We start from the raw sequence: 18753 nt of genomic DNA on the forward strand, positions 1-18753 counted from the left end.
CGCCCTGTGGACAACTCAGCCCCGGACCCACCCGGCCACGCCGTCGGCGAGGTGCAGCTCGCGGTCGCAGCCGGCCGCCGCCTCCGGGTCGTGGGTCGCCAGCACGACCGTGGCGCCGCGCGCGGCCTCGGCCCTCAGCAGCTCCAGAACCCTCTGCCGGTTGGCCGCGTCCAGCTCGCTGGTCACCTCGTCGGCCAGCACCACAACGCCCTGCAGGGCCAGGCCCCGGGCAATCGCGGCGCGCTGCTGCTGGCCGCCGGAGAGTTCCTCGATCAACTGACCGGCCTGGCCGGCGAGGCCGACGGCGGCGAGCGAGTCGGCGGTCCGGCGGCGGGCGTCGGCCGGGGAGCCGCCGGTGGCGATCACCGCGACGGACACGTTCTCGGCCGCGGTGAGGATCGCGGCCAGCCCGTTCTCCTGCGGGATCAGCACCACGCCTCGCTCGACCGCGGCGTCCCGATCGCCGAGCGGCGCGCCGTCCACAGTGACCGTGCCGGCGCGGGGCGCGAGCAGACCGGCCATCGCACTGAGCAGAGTCGTCTTGCCGGCTCCGGAAGTTCCGGTGACGGCCAGCACCTCGCCGGGGCGGGCGGTCACGGTCACGCCTCGCAGGACGGGCTCGCCGTTCCCGTACCCCAGATCCACCGAGTCGAGTTCCATATTCAATACCCCCGATCAATCGGGGACGTTACTACAACCAGCCACGCTTCTTGAGGTAGAAGTAGAGCGATCCGCCGGCCAGGACGATCAGGACCATGCTCTGCACGTAACCCCAGGTCTGCTGGAAGCCGGGATACGGCAGGTTCTGCCCGAAATAGCCGGTCAGCGCGGTCGGCACGGCGATGATCGCGGCCCAGGCGGCGAGCTTGCGGGTGATGTCGTTGAGGATGTTGCTCTGCTCGTTGAGGTCGGCGTCGAGCAACTCGGTGACCCGGGTGAGCGAGTGCTCGATCGATTCGAGGGCGCGCTCGGCGTGGTCCTCGACATCGCGGTAGTACGGCCGCAGGTTGTCGTCGACCAGGTCACCGTCGGGCCGGAGGATCTCGGCGACCACGTCCTCCATCGGCGCGACCGCGCGACGCAGCTGGGCCAGCGTGCGGCGCAGGGCGAAACCCTTCATCCGCGCGGGGCGGGGTGCGCCGCCCTCGCCGAGCATGGCGTCCTCGATCGAGTCCATGGCCTCGTCGATCTGCCGCGCGGCCGCGTACTGACTGTCGACAACCGTGTCGAAAAGGCCGTACAGCAGGAAGTTGATGCCGCCGGAGGCGGACAGCTCGGTGTCGGCCTCCCGATCCCAGCGATCGGTCAGGATGGTGACGTCGCCCTCACCCTTGTGCACGGTGATCAGCACCCGCTTCGTGACGAATGCACTGATCTCCACCTTGTGCGGCTTCTCCTGCGGGCGCGGCACCGAGACGGCGTAGACGTTGACGAAGAGGTGATCGGGATAACGGTCGAGCTTGGGCCGTTCGTGGTCGGCCAGGGCGTCCTCGATCGCGAGTGGGTGCAGGCCGTACTCCGCGGCGACGGCGGCGAGGTCGGCCGCGGACGGTTCACGCAGGTCCAGCCAGGCGATGGCATCCGGGTGCTCACGCAGTTGGACGGCCAGGTCGTCGTACGCGAAATCCTGGTTCGTCACCCGCCCCCGGGAGTAGAGACGGGTCTGCACGGGGCAGGAGATCGCTGTCGTCACCGGCTCACTATGCCCGGGCGGAAACCGGGCGGAAACTCGGCTCGGCCTACCATGAGCCGTGACTTGGCTGAATGACCTGCTGACCGCGTTCTACACCGCCAAGTGGCAGGTGACCGCGGATCAGGCGATCTATTGGCGGGAGATCGTCGGCAACGCGTTCGGTCTCGGGTCGGCGCTGTTCGGGCTGCGTCGCAGCGCCTGGGCCTGGCCGGTCGGCATCGTCGGGAACATCCTGCTGTTCACCGTCTTCCTCGGCCAGGCCGTCGGCAACGACCAGGGCACTCCCCTGTACGGCCAGGCCGCCCGCCAGGTGTTCTTCCTGATCACCAGCGTGTACGGGTGGTGGCTGTGGCGCCGCAACCGGCGCACCGGCGAGGGCGTCGCGGTCGTGCCGCACTGGGCCGGGCCCCGGCAACGGCTGGTCCTGATCGCGGCCGCCCTGCTCGCCGTGATCGCCTGCTTCTTCGTGTTCCGCCAGGTCGGCGCCGGTTTCCCGGTGCCCTGGTGGTACTACCTGGCCGACTCGTGGATCTTCGTGGGGTCGATGCTCGCGACGTACGCGATGGCCCGCGGCTGGGTCGAGTTCTGGCTCTGCTGGATCGCCGTCGACCTGGTCGGCGTCCCCGAGCTGCTGCACTTCGGCTACTACCCGTCAGCGGTGCTCTACGCGGTCTACGCCGGCTTCGTGATCTGGGGTTTCGTGGTCTGGCTGCGCATCTCGCGGGAGCCGCGGCCGCCAGTGGAGGACAAGGTGCACGCCCACGCCGGCAATTAGGCCCCAGAACGCCGAGCCGACCTGCGCCACGGTCATCCCGGAGGCGGTCGCGGCCAGTGTGACCAGCGCACCTTCGCGCGCCGGGCGGTCGTCGAGCGCGCCGGCCAGACTGTTCAGCAACGCGCCGAGCAGGGCCACCCCGCAGACGGCGGCGACCAGCGGCTTCGGCAGCGCGGTGAAGAAACCGACCAGCCCGGTGCCGAGGAAACCGCAGACCAGGTAAAAGAAACCGCAGGCCACCCCGGCGACGTACCGTAATCGGGGGTTGGGGTGAGCCTGCTCGCCGGTGCAGATCGCCGCCGTGATCGCGGCGAGGTTGATCCCGTGACTGCCGAACGGCGCCAGCAGCACCGAGACGATGCCGGTGCCGCCGAGCAGAAGTCGATCGTTCGTCTCATAACCGCTTATTCGCAGTACGGCCAGACCGGGCGCGTTCTGCCCGGCCATCGTCACGATCAGCAGGGGCAGTCCGACGCTGACCAGCGCGGACCAGTTCAGCGTCGGCACGGTCAGATGCGGCAGCGTCAGTTCCGCCGAGACCCCGCCGAGGTGCAGCTGATGCTGCAGCGCAGCGACCAGCGAACCGGAGCCGAGGGCCAGCAGCACCGCATAGTTCGGCAAGAAGCGCCGGCCCAGGAAGTACGCCGCGAGCACCGTCAGCACCACCGCCGGTGCCGCCGGCAACTCCCGGAACGCGTCCAGCGCGAACGGCAGCAGGATGCCGGCCAGCATCGCCGAGACGATACCCTGCGGAACGCGGGCCAGGATCCGGCCGAACAGCCCGGAGAAGCCGAGAATCGTCATGCCGACGGCGGCGAACAGGAACGCGCCGACGGCGTCCGAGTACTTGTAGGCGGCGAGCGAGCCGACCAGCAACGCCGCGCCCGGCGTCGAGAAAGCCGTGATCACCGGCGTCCTCGTGACCAGGCTCAGCACCAGGCCGGACAATCCACTGCCGATGGCGATGGCCCAGACCCACGAGGTGGTCTGGGCCGTCGACAGATGCGCGGCGGAGGCGGCGGTCAGCACCACCGCGAACGGGCCGGAGAACGAGACGAGGACGGCGACGAGCCCGGCCACCACTGCGCTTGGTTTCACTCCGGGAGTCGACCATGGGCGGCCGGCCCCCGGAGCACGCAGCGTCAGACCGTCTCAAGCACAGGGACCACGAGCTCCCGCTCGACCGGCTTCGCCTGGCGCAGCATCCAGAGGCTCAGCGGGACGCCGACCAGGATCAGGATCGTGGCGACGACCAGGGCGGACTGGTAGCCGACCAGGTAGCGGTGCAGCTCGGTGCCGGTCGCCGCGCCGGCCCGGTTGCTCAGGATCGCGCCCAGCACGGTCACGCCGAGCAGGCCGAACACCTCGCGGGAGACGTTGAGCATGCCGGAGGCGATGCCGGCCCGTTCACTCGGGAGAGCGCCGATCACCACGTTGCTCAGCGGGATCAGCAGGCCACCGCCGACACCGTAGAGCGCGAACCACGGCAGCAGGTCGAGATAGTGGGTGCCCTCGCCGTACTGGGCGATGCCGCCGATCGCCGCGCCCATCACCAGCAGACCGAAAGCGGTCACCCGGGCGACCCCGAAACGGGCCTCGAAACGCGGGGCCAGGACCGCGCCGACCGCGGTGATCAGAGCGAGCGGGACGAAGCCGGCCCCGGCCTCGGTCGGCGAGAAGCCCAGCACATTCTGCAGGTAGATGGCCATGTAGAAGTAGATGCCGAAAACGCCGAACGCCCACAGACCCATGGCCAGCAGGCCACCGGTGAACATCCGGAGGCGGAAGAAGGCCAGGTTCACCATCGAGTCCCCGGTGCGGCCCTGCTGGATCACGAAGGCGATCGCGGCGACGGCGGCGACCGCGAATGATCCGAGGATGGTGGCGGAGGTCCAGCCCTTGGCGTCGCCCTCGATCAAGCCGTAGGTGAGCGCGAAGAGCGCGAGCGAGGACGTGACCAGGCCGAACGGGTCCATCCGTCGCAGCGTGTTCCCGGTTCTGGCCGGCGCGTTCCCCCGCGGCATCGTGATCATCGAGAGCGCGAACGTCGCCACACCGATCGGCAGGTTGATCAGGAAGATCCAGCCCCAGGAGACGTGCTCGGCCAGGACGCCGCCGGTCAGCGGGCCGATCGCGAGGGCGAGCGCGCCGACCGCGCCCCAGACGCCGATCGCCGTGCCGCGCTCCTTCGGGTCCGGGAAGAACTCCTGGATCAGCGCGAGCGCGGCCGGCGACAGCAGCGCCGCGCCGATGCCCTGCGCGGCCCGGGCGCCGATCAGCAGTTCCTGACTGCCGGCGAGACCGGCCGCGACCGACGCGACCGTGAAGATCCCCAGGCCGGACAGGAAGGCCATCCGGTGGCCGACGACATCGCCGAGACGACCACCGGCCAGGAGCAGACCGGCGAAGACCAGGATGTACGCGCTGGTGATCCACTCCAGCCCGGAGATGCTCAGGCCCAGTTCGCGCTGGATGCTCGGCAACGCCACGTTGACCACGTTGTTGTCGAGATACGTCATGAAGGTGCCGAGCGCGACCGCGACCAGCGCCCACCACCGTCGGTTCTTTTCCACAGTCTCCCCCTATACGGCGTACCTGTACGACGTACATGTACCTCGTACATGAGACCTGTACGTTGTATGGTTGTCAAGTGACCCCAGCGGAACGACTCAGCAAGGCGACCGTCGCCGAACGCGCCCTGCGCCTCGCCGACGAAGAGGGCGTCGATGCGATCACCATCCGTCGCCTGGCCAAGGAACTGAGCGTCACCCCGATGGCGCTGTACTGGCATTTCAAGAACAAGGACGAGCTGCTGCTGGGCGTCGTCGACCACGTGCTGACCGACGTCCGGGCCGACCGCAGCGCCGGCGACCCGTGGCAGAAACAACTCCGCGCGATCGTCGAAACTGTGGTCGGCGTCATGCGCGCCCACCCGTCCCTGCCCGACCTGCTGCACTCGACGGACAAGACGCAGACGCCCAGCTTCACCCGCGCCACCAACGACACCCTCGCGCTGCTCGCCGACGCCGGGTTCGACGTCGAAGAGTCCTACTGGATCGCGATGTACCTGCTCAACGGCGCGATAGGCCTGGTCGCCGGGCAGCCCGACTGCCCGGCCAGCGTGCCGGCCGACCAGGCCGAGGAGTGGCGGCGGCAGAAACGCGTCCAGATGGAATGCCTGCCGGTCGACCAGTTCCCGATGATGGTCGAGTTCGCGAAGACCTTTCAACGCGCACCCGACCTGGAGCGTTACTACGCGTTCGGCACCGACCTGCTGATGTCCGCGGTCGAAGCCATGGCCACCCGACGCTCCTGACCTTCACCTCACCCCCTTCACCTCGCCACCGTCGGGGCCACAGCCGGCCGGCACTCTCCTGAATTCACACCCCTTCACCTCGCCGCCGTCGGGGCCACGGAAGGCCGGCACTCCTGACCCTCACCGCGTTGCGGGGCGGGGCGGCCTAGCATCGGACCTACGTCTCGTTGAGGAGGTCCGATGCGGCAGGCGCAGCGGCTGAAGAGTGTCCGGTACGACATCCGTGGCCCGGTGCTGCGCCGGGCCCAGGAGCTGGAGGCCGCCGGGCACCGGATCCTCAAGCTGAACCTGGGCAACCCGGCGCCGTGGGGCCTGGCCACGCCGGAGCCGATCGTCGCCGATGTGGTGCAGAACATCGTGGCCGCTCAGGGGTACAGCGACGCGCGCGGCATCTACTCGGCGCGGGTCGCGGTCGCCCAGCACTACCAGACGCTCGGCGTGACCAGCGTGCAGCCGGACGACGTGCTGCTCGGCAACGGGGTCTCCGAACTGATCGTGATGGTGTTGCAGGCGTTGCTGGACACCGGCGACGAGGTGCTGGTGCCGAGCCCGGACTACCCGCTCTGGACGGGTGCGGTGAACCTGTGCAGCGGCCGGGCCGTGCACTACCGCTGCGACGAGAGCGCGGACTGGGCCCCGGATCTGGAGGACATGGCCGCGAAGATCACCGACCGCACCCGCGCGCTCGTAGTGATCAACCCGAACAACCCGACCGGCGCCGTCTACTCCAAGGACGTCCTGCTCGGCATGATCGAGCTCGCCCGCCGACACGGTTTGCTGATCTTCGCCGACGAGATCTACGACAAAATTGTGTACGACGGGGCAACGCACCACACGCTTGCCGCCCTCGCCCCGGACGTGCCGGTGGTCAGCATGGGCGGCCTGTCCAAGGTCTACCGGGCCGCGGGTTTCCGCTCCGGTTGGCTGGCGACGAGCGGCTTCAGCGGCAGCGACTCGGACTACCTGGACGGGCTGCAGCTGCTCGCCAACATGCGCGTGTGCCCGAACGTGCCGGCCCAGCACGCGATCCAGACCGCGCTCGGCGGCTACCAGAGCATCGAGGAGCTGACCCACCCCGGCGGGCGCCTGGTGGAGCAACGCGACCACGCCTGGCGCGCCCTCGTCGACATCCCCGGCGTCGACTGCGTGAAGCCGGCCGGCGCCCTCTACCTCTTCGCTCGTCTCGACCCCCAGGTCCATAAGATCCACGACGACGAGCGCCTGGTGATGGACCTCCTCGAACAGCAACACCTCCTGATCTCCCACGGCACGGGCTTCAACCTCGACACCCCGGACCACCTGCGTCTGGTCTTCCTCGCCGGCACCGACGTCCTCGACGACGCCGTCTCCCGGATCCGCACCTTCCTCTCCACCTACCACCAGTAACCCACCGCGCCCACGGGCGGCCGCTACCCCGGGGCGGCGCCCGCGGCACGCAGACGGCCATCGCCCTCGAACGCCGCCCGGGGTAGCGCCCGCGGCACGCAGACGGCCATCGCCCTCGAACGCCGCCCGGGGTAGCGGCCGCGGCACGCAGACGGCCATCGCCCTCGAACGCCGCCCGGGGTAGCGCCCGCGGCACGCAGACGGCCATCGCCCTCGAACGCCGCCCGCTGCGACCGCCTCACCCCGCCCGCGTGTCGCCCTCCCGGCCCAGGCCGTTGTCGCGGACCCAGTTGGTGATCGCGACCCGGTTGGCCAGCCCCAGCTTGCCCTGAATCGACGCCACGTGCCCTTTCACCGTGCTGAGCGAGATGAACAGCGCGGCGGCGATCTCCGGATTGGTCCGGGCGCGAGCGATCTCCCGCGCCACCGCCAGCTCCCGGTCCGTCAGGCTGTGCCGGATCGGTTCGGACACCGGCCGCGCGGCGTTCAGCTCCCGCACCAGGCGCGCGGTCACCTCCGGCGAGATCAGCGCCTCTCCCCGGTGCGCTGCCCGGACCGCCTCGACCAGCAACTGCTTGCTGGCACCCTTGAGCAGGAACCCGGCCGCCCCGGCACGCAACGCGCCGTCGACGTACTCGTCCTCACCGAACGTCGTGACCACCACGACCCGCAGCGGATCCCGCACCCCCGGGCCGGCCAGTGCGCGGGTCACCTCGACTCCGTCCATGCCGGGCATCCGGACGTCGACCAGGCAGACATCCGGCCGCAGCCTTCGGGCCAGCCGCAGCGCCTCGATCCCGTCCACGGCCTCACCGACCACTTCGAAGTCCGGCTCGTCGTCCAGGATCACCCGCAGCCCTTTGCGGACCATCTCCTGGTCGTCCGCGATCAGCACCTTGATCGTCATCGGTCTCCCTCGACCACCGGCCGCCATCGGCCTCCACCGACGTGCCACCCGCCGCGTCCGGCACCCGTCAACCGCTGTCGATGGCGGGCATGAGGTCTGCCACCGGCAGCGTCGCGTCGACCAGCCACCCCGAGCCGTCGCGCGGCCCGGCCCGGAGTGTGCCGCCCAGCGCCTCGACCCGTTCACGCATACCGATCAGACCGTATCCCCCGCGCCGCGGCGGCCGTCCCGGCGGAGGCCCGTCATCGGCGATCCGCACGTGCACCCCCGCGTCGTCCTGACGAACCGTGACATCCACCTCGCTCGCCCGGGGAGCGTGCCGCGCGATGTTGGTCAACGATTCCTGCACCACCCGCTGAACCGCCCCGGCCACCTCCGGAGCCCAGGGTCCCACCTCCTCCGGCACGTCCAGCCGCACCGGAGGCCCGTGCAACTCGAACCGCTGCACCAGCTCACGCACCTGCTCCGGCACCGGCCGCGCGAACGGGTCGGTGTCGTCGCGGAGCAGCCCGACCACTCGCCGGATCGCGGTGAGCGCATCGGAGCCGGCGTTCTCTATCGCGTCCAGCGACTCGTCCAGCTCGCCGGGCCGTTTCCGCGCCAGGATCCGCGCGCTCTGGGTTTGCACCACGAGCCCGGTCAGATGGTGAGCCGCCATGTCGTGCAGCTCGCGGGCCAGGGCCAGGCGCTCGTCACGACGTACTCTCTCCTCGGTCTCCTTCCTCGTGCGATCCGCCAGACGCAGAGCCAGGCCGGTGGCCAGCGCACCGGCCAGGCCCAGCGCATTCAGCGCGGCCACCACGTTCACCTCGCCGCCCAGGGGCTGGCCGGCCACGAACGCCATCAGCACCACGGTCAGCGCGCCCGCGGTGACGGCCACGACCTTGGAATACGAGCTCCGGCGCACCACCATCCCGACCAGCACCGCGAGGGCGAGGATCCCGGCCGGCCCCGGCTCGCGCGGGAACCCGGCAAGACGCGCGATCACGACCGCCGCCATCGCCATGACCAGGCCGAAGGTGGCCGCCACGAACGGTTTTCGACGGCGGGCGAGCGCAATGGCGGTCAAGCACAGCCCGATCGCCGCGCCGAACAGCCAATACCACCCGCCCCAGCTGGTTCCGACCGCCACGGCAGTCAGCACCACCGCGGTCACCATGAGGGCGCCGAGCATGAATTCGGTGAGCCGCCTGCGAATCTCCACAGCCGACACGGTACGGCGGCCGCCGACCTCCCGTACCGGCCGAAAGTACTGCCTGCCCCCTCTTCGGAAGGGTGTGCCGAGCCGCCGGGATCAGCACGATGGTCGGCATGTCTTCCGTGCTCAAGGCCACCGGCCTCACCAAGCGATACGGCAAGCACCTCGCTCTGACCGACTGCGACCTGGACGTTCCGGCCGGCCGCGTGACCGGCCTCGTCGGGCCGAACGGCGCGGGCAAGTCCACTCTGCTGCAGCTCGCCTGCGGCCTGATCGAGCCCACCGCGGGCACCCTGGAGGTGCTCGGCGACCGGCCCGGCGCGACCGCCGCACACCTGGCCCGGGTCGGGTTCGTCGCCCAGGACACCCCGGTCTACACCTCTCTTACCGTCGAGGAGCACCTGCGCCTCGGCGCGTGGCTCAACCCGCGGTGGGACGCCGCGCTGGCCCGGCGCCGGGTGGAGCGGGCCGGCCTGCGCCCGCGGCAGAAGGCTGGGCGGCTCTCCGGTGGTCAGCGGGCTCAACTCGCCCTGTCCTTGGCCGTCGCCAAGCGGCCCGAGCTGCTGATCTTCGACGAGCCGGCGGCTGCTCTCGACCCGCTCGCCCGCGACGCGTTCCTGCGTGACCTGCTGGAGTCGGTGGCCGAGCTGGGCGCGTCCGCGGTCCTCTCGTCCCACCTGCTCGGCGACGTCGAGCGGGTCTGTGACCACCTGATCGTCCTGGCCGCCGGCCGCGTCCGGGTGGCCGGCGACGTCGACACCCTGGTCGCCGGCCCGGGCTCGCTGGAGTCCCTGGTGCTGGCCCATCTCAAGGAGGCCGTCCGATGATCTGGTTGAGCTGGCGACAATTCCGCGCCCAGGCCCTCGTCGCGTCGATCACGCTGATCCTGCTGGCAGGCTGTCTGGTGGTGCTCGGTCAGCAGATCCGTGACGGCGACTATTCCGGCCCCGAGTTGCGCGAGCACTTCCAGGGCCGGGTCTATCTGCTGGACGCGGTGCTCCTGCTGGCCCCGGCGCTGATCGGGTTGTTCTGGGGCGCGCCCCTGGTGTCCCGGGAGTTCGAGGGCGGCACGCACCGTCTGGTGTGGAATCAGAGCGTCACCCGGCGACGATGGCTGACGGTGAAGCTGCTGCTGACCGGGCTCGCCGCCGTCGTCGCCGGCGCGCTGGTGAGCGCACTGCTGACCTGGGCGGCCAGTCCGCTCGATCGGTTCACCGGCGATCGTTTCTCCACGATCTTTTTCGGTACGCGGAATCTGGCGCCCGTGGCTTACGGCGTGTTCGCCCTGGTCCTGGGTGTCGTCGCCGGCTTGCTGATCCGACGGACGGTTCCCGCGATGGCCCTCACCCTGCTGGTCTTCGTCGTGACGCAGGCCCTCACTCCGAATGTGGTCCGCCCGCACCTGATGACGCCCGAGCACATGTCCGCACCGATCACCGCCGAGGTGGTGCGCAATCTCAGTTTCCTCGGGCAGCAACCGGAGATCTCCGGGCTGAAGGTGCCCGGCGCCTGGGTGATCAGCACAAGCAAGTTGCGCACGGCGGACGGCGGGGTCGTCCCGGGAGACGCCTACGGCAGGTGTGTGGCGGGCTCGTTCGAGAAGGCCGCGGACTGTCTGGGCGCGCTGGACCTGCACGTCGACGTCGACTATCAGCCGGTGAGCCGCTATTGGGCGTTCCAGTGGCTGGAGTCCGCGATCTATCTGGGCCTGACGCTGCTGTTGGCCGCGGTCGGCCTGTGGCGGATCCGCCGTGCGGCGCCTTAGCTGTGCAGCACACCGGGCGTGCTGGAGAACCGACCACGAGGGAGGCGCGATGCGTCAGAGAAGAAGCGCCCGGCCCACACATCCGATGCGCGGGCCGGGCGGAGAGACAGAGCGGCTAGCTCTCGTCGGGCGGCGTGCCGCCGGACGTGGCGGAAGCCGCAACCTGCTCCGAGCCGGCGTCGGCGTCGGTCGAGGAGCCGCTGGAGCCGGCGTCGCCGGAGGACAGGTCGCTCGCGGGTGCCTTTGCCGACTTCGCCTTGAGGGCCTGCTCGACGGCCTCCGCGATCCGGGCCTCCTCGCGGGCCTTGCGGCGGACCCGGCTGCGGCGCCGCAGCCAGATCAGGGCGATCACGGCCACGATCAGGACGATCAGCAGGACGGTGAGGGTCCACGGCAGGGCCCACACGTGGGCGTTCGCGGTGACCGCGTCGAGGGCCGTGGTCGAGCCGGATTCGTCGGTGACCAGCGGGGTCAGCTTGACGGTCGCGGTCAGCAGTACCGCCGGGGCGACGCCGTGCACCGGCACGGAGACCTTCCGACTCTCGCCGGGCAGAAGCTCCGGCGGGGCCGCGATCGGATCCGACTCGGTGCGCAGGAGGCCGAACGGGCCGGTGATCGAGACGGCTTGCTTCGCCGATTCCACCGCGTTGCCGGTGTTGTGGATCGTGTAGTTCACGGTCGCGGCGCCGCGGGCGAAGGCCGCTCCGGACCAGTCGACCTTCAGATCCTCGACGGCGAGCGAGGGGACCAGTGCGCCACCGACCCGCAGCTTGATCTTGATGCCGAGACGACGCTCCACGTTGACCTGCGCGGTCGTGTCGGGCGCGGTCAGCGAGGTGACGATCCCACCGACGTAGTCACCAGGGGTGGCGTTCGCCGGCACGGCGACCTTGAACGGCACCTCGACGATCTTGCCGGCCGGCACGGTCACGGTCGGGGTGTCCGCCGCGACCCAGATGCCGATGCCCTGGGACTTCTTGTCCCGAGCGAGCAGGTCGAGCTGTCCGGTCGAGGTGGTCAGCCCGTCCGCGGCGTAGACCGCGAGGGTCAGCGGGGTGTCCCCCTTGTTGGCGACGACGAGCCCGTCCTGGGCCGACCCGCCGGGGTTCACGGCGTAGCTGTAACTGGAGCGGTCGTTGCCGTAGGTGTTGGAGGCGGTCCGGACCGCCCAGGTGACGTCGTCGCCCTCGGCCAGGGCGGGGGTGACGCTGAGACCGACGACCGCCGACGCGGTCACGAAGCTGAGCCCGATCACCGCGGAGGCGGCTTTCCGGAGTGCGGAGGCCCGCCCGGCGAGACTGAGACGCATGTCGAGTTCCTTGAGGGGGTACGGCGGAGCGGACGCCGCCAGAAGTAGCGCCCGCCCCAACTTCCGGTCGAACGATCAGCTGCTCAGCGCGGTGATCGTCAGGGTGGTGCGGTAGCTGCCCTTGTCGACGCTGTCCGGAACCTTGAAGTTCAGGGAGGCGCCGAGCGTCGCCGAGCCACGGACGTGACCCTGCGCGGCCGAACCCAGCACGCTGGACTCGGCGAGACCCTTGCCCTGCTCGGTGGCGTTCGCGACCGCGGGGCCGGGGTTCGCGCCGGCACCGGCCGAGACCAGGTACGGCGTCCAGCCCAGGGCGGAGCCGGCGATGGTCTTGCCGGCGTCCTGGAAGTCGCCCACGTTGGCCGAGATCGACCACGGGGAGAGCGTGCGCCGGCTGTCCGACACCTTGATCGGGTTGATCTTGCCGCTCGCGGAGAGGTTGTACGCCTTGTCCTCGGTGGCGGTGCCCAGGTCGACAAGGCCGTTCTTGCCGTCGATGGTCCAGCCGAACTCGCCCGGCGCGAGCGTCGGGACGTTCACCTGGATGTCCTGGTTGTCGCCGTGGTACGGGTGCACCGTCACCTTGTCGACGACCGTGCCCACGCCCTTGTCCGAGCCGTTCGAGCAGGAGCTGCCCAGCTCGACCGCGGCGTTCGGGGCGGCGCAGGTGCCGCTCCGGACGTCCGCCACGACCAGCTTGTCGTTGCGGACCTCGACCTTCATGTACGACCGCACGTGCTCCTGGTTCTGCACGGAGTTGTACCAGTAGTCCTCGGGCTTGAGCGGGTCGGCGCCGTTGCCCGCGCCGCTGGTGCCGCTCTGGTCCGGGGTGGTGATGTCGTAGTACTTGGAACCCGAGGCCGAGTTCGCGGTCACGTAGAGCACGCCACCGGGGCCGGCGAAGACCTCGGACTGGCCGGGCTGCTCGGCCGGGTCCGCCTTCTGACCGTTCTTGATCAGATAACTGCGGGTGTAGACGTGGTCGTGGCCCTGCAGAACCAGGTCGACGCCGAGCTTCGAGAAGGTCGTCGGGAAGTCCACCCGGCGCACCTTGTTGTCCGCGTCCTTGGCGTGCGACGCCGCCGAGTAGATCGAGTGGTGGTAGACCAGCACGGTCCACTTCGCGTCGCCGCCGTGCTTGTTGATCACGTCGGTCACGTATGCGACGTGCGCCGCGTCGCCGCCACCCTTGTTGCTGTCGTAGGAGTTGCTGTTCAGGTCGATGAACAGCGTGTCCTTGTAGATGTACCAGTAGTCGCCGCCCGACGTCGTGGCGCCGGAGTTGTCGGCGTAGTACGAGGTCGACCGGTCGGTGTTGGGGGTGTAAAGGTGCTGCTCGTAGGCCTTGCCACCGACGTCGTGGTTACCGATGGTCGCGGCCCACGGGTACTGACGCAGCTTGTCGGACGCCAGGAAGGCGTTCCACTGCGACTCCGTGTTCGCGGTCTCGACCTGGTCGCCGCCGGAGACCAGCAGCTCGGCGTTGGGATTGGCGGTGGTCGACACGTCGAGCGTGTCCGCCCAGCCGGCCTGGTCCTTGGCCAGGTTGCCGGAAGCCCCGATCTGCGGGTCGCCGTAGAACAGGAAGTCGTAGTCGCCCTCGAAGTTCTGCGTCTTGAACGTGTAGGTCGACGACCAGGCGCCTTCGGCTCCCACCCGGTACGAGTAGGCGACGTTCTCCTGCAGACCGGTGATGGTCGCGTGCCGGTTGTAGCCACCGCTGCTGGCGATGTTCGCGGCACCGGTCGCGGCGAACGTCACGGCGTTCGCCGGGAACTCGCCGTTGACCAGGGAGGCAGTCGGGGCGACCTGGATCTGCTGCGCGGTGTCCACGCTGGAGTACCAGGTCACGATGCGCTGCGCCTCGTTGGCGCCCACACCGAGGATGATCGCGGAGACCGAACTGTCCGCCGCGACCGCAGGGGTGACAAGGCCGCTGCCCAGGGCAACCGCCATGCCGAGGAAGACCGCGGTGGCCCCTGCGGCCACACGGTTCCGAGCAAGCCCGGAGGCCTGCTTCGAGTGGTTGGTTCTCATCGGTGTCCGTTCCTTGTTCCGGATGAGAGAGATGGCTTCCCGCTGAGAAAGTTCTGGGAAGCGAGATCAAGCTGGTCCGGTCGGATGAATCGGGAGTTAACAAGATCAAGAGCATCGGTGGCACCCACCGGAAGACCTCAGCCCTGCAGGACGCGCTGCGCGAACCAGATCAGTCCCATCACGGACACACCGGCCGAAATCAGCCCGGTGGTCCACAGCCCCGCCCGCGGTGACCTGCGTCGCACCAGCATGAGCAGCGGAAAGATCACGGCGATGACACCGAGCTGGACCGCCTCGATGCCGACATTGAACACCAGCAATGACCAGAGCAGCGTCCAGGAGAACGCCTCGTCGATGCCGAGCGCCCCGGCGAACCCCAGACCGTGGACCAGGCCGAAGAGGAAGACCACCCCGAGCCGGGTCCAACCGGCACGATCCAGGCCACGTCCCGGCGGGAGGTCGGGCACGTGAGTGCGAAGCCGCCACAGATGCCACGCCGCGACCACCGCGATGGAGAGCGCGATGATCGGCTCCACCACGGCCGCCGGCACGTCGACCAGACCCAGTGCGGCCAGCAGGAACGTCACCGAGTGGGCCGCGGTGAACGCGGTCGCGGCCAGCACGATCTCGCGCAGCCGCCGCGAGCCCGCGATCAGCGCCAGCAGGAACAGGATGTGGTCGATGCCGGTGAGCAGATGCTCCGCCCCGAGCAGGAAGAACTCGCCGAACCGCTGCTCCCACGACTGCCCGGTGGAGAAGGACGGCTTGCTCGCGTCGAGCGCGGCGCTGCCGGTGCGCCCGTCCAGCTCGTACATGACGATGGTCTTGACGCCCTTGACATACGTCTCGGTGTCCGGGAAGAGCCCGCTGTGCAGGTCGTGCGCATCCGACACGTCCGGGCAATTCCAATCAAGGACCAATCTCGCGTACGGAACGGTCTCGCGCACCTCCATGACGAAGTCCCCGACGGGCGTGCCGGTGCAGGCCGCGCCCGCCGACTTCACGCCGAGACGCTCGGTGACGTACCTGACCGCGGAGTCCCGATGCGCGTTCAGCGCCGCACCCATCGCCGCGTCGTCCTCGGCCTCGAACGCGTCGGTCCCCGCCCGGAACAGCGGGTCGTCCTTCTCGTAGTCCGCGGCCGAGACGATGAACAGGTCGTACTCCAGTTCCACCGTGGTGCGGACGTGACCGGTGTCTCCCGCGGTCACGTCGACGTAAACGGTGGAGCTGAAGCCGTGGGCGAGCGCCGGCCCGGCACTCAGCAGGACGGTCGCCGTGGCGGCGACCCCCAGAACGGCGGCGGCAATGGCACGGCGCAACACGGTGGCTCCTTCGGATGTGGCCTGAGCACCGTGCACGCCTCCGGTGAACAAGATCAAGACGGTAGGCGAACCGCTGGCGACAAGGTCGTCCCCGGCCTTGAAACGCCGCGGATCCGGTGTAGGAAGGGTCGTCACCACCCCCCACCACGAGGCAGACCCACCTTGCGCCACCCGTTCCGGGCCGTCGCCACGATCGCCGCGGCCGCCATGCTGATCACCGGATGCGGCTCCGGCGACGACTGGTCCGAGCCGCACGCCGCACCCACCCCCGTCGGCTCCCTCGGCCCGGGCTTCCTGGCGCCCTCGGCCAGCCCCGCGCCGGAGAGCACGATCACGCCCGCCCCGGGGTCGTGGTCCGGCGTGCACCCGCCGGAGGGCTACCGCGTGGTGCTACTGACCATCGGCGACGACGCCCCGACGAAGGCGCTGGTCAGCGCCGTGAACGAATGGGCCAGAAGCGAAAAAGCCGATCTGCGGACGATCGTGGCCGGCGCTCACGACCCCATCGCGAGCATCAGCGAGGCAATCAAGCTACGCCCGGATCTGATCGTCAGCGCCGGGGACTCACTGGTCGACCCGCTCGCGATCGTCACCGCCAGCCATCTGGACCAGCAGTTCCTGGTCGTCGGAGCCGAACTGGCCGAGCCCACCGGCAACGTCACCGCCACCGACTGGGCCGGCGCGTCTTTCCGGGGCGAAGGGCTGGGCTCCGCCTCCACCTACGACCCGGCGTCGTTCACCGCCGAGCGCTGCGGCAACGCCGTCCGGGCGGGAGTAGCCGCCGTTCTGCACAACGTCACCGGCGTCATCGTCTGGCTCCACTGACCCGGCCACGATCCGGCCGGTGGGAGCGCCCGCAGTGCCGTCGTGGTCAGCGGGCGCGGGCGGTGATCGACTCGGCGGCGAGGTCGATCCACTCGGTGCGCTCGGTGGCGGCGTCGAGGGCCGCAACGTCCGGCTCGATGCCGATGCCCGGGCCGGTCGGGACCTGGAGGTGCCCGTCACGGACGACGATCGGCGGGGTGATGTCCCGTTTGTAGAAGCGCTCCGACCCGGAAAGGTCCCCGACCAGCGTGAAGTGCGGCATCGCGGCGAGGGCCACGTTGGCGGCCCGGCCGATGCCGGTCTCCAGCATGCCGCCGACCCAGACCGGCACGCCGCGCGCACCGCACGCGTCGTGGATGTCGCGCGCTTCGAGGTAGCCTCCGACGCGACCGGGTTTGATGTTGATGATGGCGGCCGCGCCGGCGTCGATGGCGTGGGCCGCGGTCGCCGCGGAGACGATCGGCTCGTCCAGGCAGATCCTGGTTTTCACGCGCCGGGCGAGTTCGGCGTGGCCGTCGATGTCGTCCGCGCCGAGCGGCTGTTCGATCATCAGCAGGTCGTAGTCGTCGAGCCGGGCGAGGCGGCCGGCGTCGGCCGGCGTGTACGCGCCGTTCGCGTCGACCTGGACGGCCGCGCCGGGCGGCAGGAACTCGCGGACCAGCCGGACGGGTTCCTCGTCCCAGTCGGGTTGGATCTTGAGTTTGATCCGCCGGTAGTGCTCGCGGTTCCAGAACCGGTCGACGGCGTCGAGCAGTTCGTCGCGGGTCATGATGCCGAGGGACACGCCGGCCGGCACGGAGGTGCGGGTCGCGCCGAGGTAGGTGGCGAGGGACGTCTTCTCCCGACGGAGTTGGGCGTCGAGGATCGCCATCTCGAGGACCGATTTGGCGTTCGCGTTGCCGTCGACGGCGGTGAATGCGGCCCGGGTGTTTTCCGCGGTCACCTCGGTGAGGCGCTGGACCAGCGGGATCAGCCGTTCACGCAGGACCTGCACGCAGCCTTCGAGGTATTCCGGCGAGTAGACCGGTTCCGCCATGGCGGCGCATTCGCCCCAGCCGACGATGCCGTCCGTGGTGTGAACGCTGACGAGCAGGGCTTCGCGGTCATACTCCGTGTACACGGAGGTCCGGAACGGGGTGACCAAGGGTAGCCGCACCCAGTGCAGCCGGATTCGCGCGATCCTCACTCGTCGTGTACCGCTTCCACGCCGACGGGCAGCAGGATGTACTTGCGGGCCTTGTCCATGCCCACCACCCGGTAGCCCTGCGACAGCAGCGACCGGAACCTCTCGCGCACCTGGGCGCGTTCCCGCTCGGCTCGCACGCCGTCAACCTCGCGCAGCCGGCTGATGTCTTCCGGCACCTCGATCACCACGGCCTCGGGGGAGGCGAGCGCATGCCGCCTCATCTCGCCGAACTCGCCGATGATCGCTTGTTCGACCCAAGGGTCGAGCAGGTCCCAGTTCAGCAGCAGACGATCGGTGTCCTGGTTGTTGTTGACCCCGTCGTCGAGCTGGCCGTAGTAGTCCGTCTCGTAGGACGCGACGGTGGCGCCCAGTTTGCACAGGTTGAAGTAGGCGTTGCGGGAGACCAACGGGTCAAATGTCCAGCGGACGGTTCGCAAGCCGCGCTCCAGCGCCCACTGCCGCTGGTGCCGCTTCATGGCGTAACCGACACCGCGGTTACTCTCCGCACGCAGCACTCCGGCGATCGAGGAGTGCAGGTGGTCCGGGCGGCCGTCCACCGAGAGGGAGCCGAAGAAGCCGACGATGCAGCCGACGAGTTCGCCGTGCACGTAGGCACCCGCGACGTAGTTGCCGGTGTGGAACAACGTCCGTAACAGGCTGGTGCTGATCACCTCGGTGCGTTCGGCGACAGTCCGGGCTCCCCAGACGTTCCACAGCAACTGGGCGGCGGCTTCAAGTTGACCCGCGGTGCGCAGCAGCTCCACGTCGGCTTCCCAGCCGGCCGCGGTGTGCCGCCCCGTCACGGCGCCTCCGGTCTGCAACAACGTCACCCCGCCGTTTCCGGAACTGGACTGGGAAGTGGTGTCCAGCCGCGATTTCAGGCCATTGGTACGCCACTCACCCGGCATTTCTCCCGAGACAGACGCGAACCTCGGCCACTTATAGTTGTTTCCGTCGATCCTACCTGTCACGAATGATTAGAGACATCGCAAGTACTAAATAGTTCGCCGGTCGCGACAAAGCGGCAGTAG

15 protein-coding genes and 2 pseudogenes are annotated in these 18753 nt (G+C 69.6%); 6 read left to right on the forward strand and 11 right to left on the reverse strand.

The features are described from left to right. Positions 1-15: 15 nt before the first annotated feature. Together ACH442_RS34135 and ACH442_RS34140 are read right to left on the reverse strand one after the other, a co-directional pair. Complete coding sequence (locus ACH442_RS34135) at positions 16-660, reverse strand: ABC transporter ATP-binding protein (RefSeq protein ID WP_396342185.1); 645 nt, start codon at positions 658-660, stop codon at positions 16-18. A 31-nt stretch (positions 661-691) separates the two neighbouring features. Continuing rightward, positions 692-1693, reverse strand: a complete 1002-nt coding sequence (locus ACH442_RS34140) for a magnesium transporter CorA family protein (RefSeq protein ID WP_396342186.1) — start codon at positions 1691-1693, stop codon at positions 692-694. Positions 1694-1751: 58 nt separating this feature from the next. On the opposite strand from ACH442_RS34140, the gene ACH442_RS34145 reads away from it, so the two are divergent. After that, positions 1752-2468, forward strand: coding sequence for a nicotinamide riboside transporter PnuC (locus ACH442_RS34145; protein WP_396342187.1), 717 nt, complete (start codon positions 1752-1754; stop codon positions 2466-2468). Between the two features lie 27 nt (positions 2469-2495). Here the strand turns inward: ACH442_RS34145 and ACH442_RS34150 are convergent. Then, positions 2496-3566, reverse strand: a pseudogene (locus ACH442_RS34150) (benzoate/H(+) symporter BenE family transporter); the annotation flags it as partial. A 44-nt stretch (positions 3567-3610) separates the two neighbouring features. Then, positions 3611-5041, reverse strand: coding sequence for an MFS transporter (locus ACH442_RS34155; protein ID WP_396342188.1), 1431 nt, complete (start codon positions 5039-5041; stop codon positions 3611-3613). Positions 5042-5118: 77 nt separating this feature from the next. On the opposite strand from ACH442_RS34155, the gene ACH442_RS34160 reads away from it, so the two are divergent. Together ACH442_RS34160 and ACH442_RS34165 are read left to right on the forward strand one after the other, a co-directional pair. Beyond that, positions 5119-5784: a TetR/AcrR family transcriptional regulator gene (locus tag ACH442_RS34160; protein ID WP_396342189.1), complete on the forward strand. Its 666-nt coding sequence runs from the start codon at positions 5119-5121 to the stop codon at positions 5782-5784. A 180-nt stretch (positions 5785-5964) separates the two neighbouring features. Beyond that, complete coding sequence (locus ACH442_RS34165) at positions 5965-7170, forward strand: pyridoxal phosphate-dependent aminotransferase (RefSeq protein WP_396342190.1); 1206 nt, start codon at positions 5965-5967, stop codon at positions 7168-7170. 238 nt (positions 7171-7408) lie between these two features. Here the strand turns inward: ACH442_RS34165 and ACH442_RS34170 are convergent, their stop codons facing one another. Continuing rightward, on the reverse strand, positions 7409-8077 hold the full coding sequence (locus tag ACH442_RS34170) for a response regulator (protein WP_396342191.1): 669 nt from the start codon (positions 8075-8077) through the stop codon (positions 7409-7411). Positions 8078-8144: 67 nt separating this feature from the next. Then, entirely contained in the window at positions 8145-9281 is a 1137-nt protein-coding gene (locus ACH442_RS34175) for a sensor histidine kinase (protein WP_396342192.1), read from the reverse strand. A 107-nt stretch (positions 9282-9388) separates the two neighbouring features. Here ACH442_RS34175 and ACH442_RS34180 point away from each other — a divergent pair. Together ACH442_RS34180 and ACH442_RS34185 are read left to right on the forward strand one after the other, a co-directional pair. After that, positions 9389-10045, forward strand: a pseudogene (locus ACH442_RS34180) (ABC transporter ATP-binding protein); the annotation flags it as partial. 53 nt (positions 10046-10098) lie between these two features. Then, a complete protein-coding gene (locus ACH442_RS34185) occupies positions 10099-11040 on the forward strand; it encodes an ABC transporter permease subunit (protein ID WP_396342193.1) in 942 nt (313 codons plus the stop codon). A gap of 115 nt (positions 11041-11155) precedes the next feature. Here the strand turns inward: ACH442_RS34185 and ACH442_RS34190 are convergent, their stop codons facing one another. The 3 genes from ACH442_RS34190 to ACH442_RS34200 all read right to left on the reverse strand — a co-directional run bounded on the left by ACH442_RS34190 (position 11156) and on the right by ACH442_RS34200 (position 15711). After that, on the reverse strand, positions 11156-12349 hold the full coding sequence (locus ACH442_RS34190) for a WxL protein peptidoglycan domain-containing protein (protein WP_396342194.1): 1194 nt from the start codon (positions 12347-12349) through the stop codon (positions 11156-11158). A 75-nt stretch (positions 12350-12424) separates the two neighbouring features. Then, entirely contained in the window at positions 12425-14386 is a 1962-nt protein-coding gene (locus ACH442_RS34195; RefSeq protein WP_396342195.1) for a fibronectin type III domain-containing protein, read from the reverse strand. A 137-nt stretch (positions 14387-14523) separates the two neighbouring features. Beyond that, a complete protein-coding gene (locus tag ACH442_RS34200; protein WP_396342196.1) occupies positions 14524-15711 on the reverse strand; it encodes a HupE/UreJ family protein in 1188 nt (395 codons plus the stop codon). Between the two features lie 162 nt (positions 15712-15873). On the opposite strand from ACH442_RS34200, the gene ACH442_RS34205 reads away from it, so the two are divergent. Continuing rightward, complete coding sequence (locus tag ACH442_RS34205) at positions 15874-16536, forward strand: hypothetical protein (protein WP_396342197.1); 663 nt, start codon at positions 15874-15876, stop codon at positions 16534-16536. A 46-nt stretch (positions 16537-16582) separates the two neighbouring features. On the opposite strand, the gene menC is transcribed toward ACH442_RS34205, so the two are convergent. Together menC and ACH442_RS34215 are read right to left on the reverse strand one after the other, a co-directional pair. Beyond that, positions 16583-17722: an o-succinylbenzoate synthase gene (gene menC, locus ACH442_RS34210; protein ID WP_396342198.1), complete on the reverse strand. Its 1140-nt coding sequence runs from the start codon at positions 17720-17722 to the stop codon at positions 16583-16585. Further along, entirely contained in the window at positions 17719-18525 is an 807-nt protein-coding gene (locus tag ACH442_RS34215) for a GNAT family N-acetyltransferase (protein WP_396342199.1), read from the reverse strand. Before ACH442_RS34215 ends, menC begins: the two co-directional genes overlap by 4 nt. Positions 18526-18753 lie beyond the last annotated feature (228 nt).

It is taken from the genome of Actinoplanes sp. NPDC020271 (genome assembly GCF_044388125.1).
In the GTDB taxonomy this organism is placed as follows: Bacteria; Actinomycetota; Actinomycetes; order Mycobacteriales; family Micromonosporaceae; genus Actinoplanes.